Genomic DNA, 505 nt, shown 5'->3' with positions numbered 1-505 from the left:
AGGTCGTCGAGCTCATGGCGATCAAGCGGTTCAGCCACATCATGCACATCTGCTCCACCGTCGTCGGCCGGCTCCGGCCCGGTGCGACGGCCCTCCAGACGCTCGCCGCGACCTTCCCGGCCGGCACCCTCTCCGGGGCGCCGAAGCCGCGGGCGATCGCGCTCATCGACGAGCTCGAGCCCGCCCGCCGGGGCATCTACGGCGGCACGGTCGGCTACTTCGACTTCGCGGGGAACATGGACATGGCGATCGCGATCCGCACCGCCCTGATCCGGGACGGCCGGGCGAGCGTCCAGGCCGGCGGCGGCATCGTGGCGGACTCGGTGGAGGCGCTGGAGTACGCGGAGTCGCGCAACAAGGCCGCGGCCGCGGTCCGGGCGGTCCAGGTCGCGGCTCGGCTGCGGAGCTCGGCCGGCGCATGAGCGAGGGCGCACCGTCCCGCACGCTCGACCGGCGCCGCGGCGTCGTCGTCGCTCTCGCCCTGGGCGCGGCGGCCCTCGCCGCC

Annotated in this window: 1 protein-coding gene; it reads left to right on the top strand. The window is 75.4% G+C overall.

Annotated elements, in window-relative coordinates; translation table 11 throughout:
• Positions 1-422 (top strand): chorismate-binding protein (locus G9H72_RS20735; RefSeq protein WP_196791470.1); only part of this gene is annotated, 422 nt, incomplete at its 5' end.
• Positions 423-505 lie beyond the last annotated feature (83 nt).

Origin of the sequence: Motilibacter aurantiacus (assembly GCF_011250645.1) — a bacterium.
Taxonomy (GTDB): domain Bacteria; phylum Actinomycetota; class Actinomycetes; order Motilibacterales; family Motilibacteraceae; genus Motilibacter_A; species Motilibacter_A aurantiacus.
This window is presented reverse-complemented; position numbering and strand designations above follow the sequence as displayed.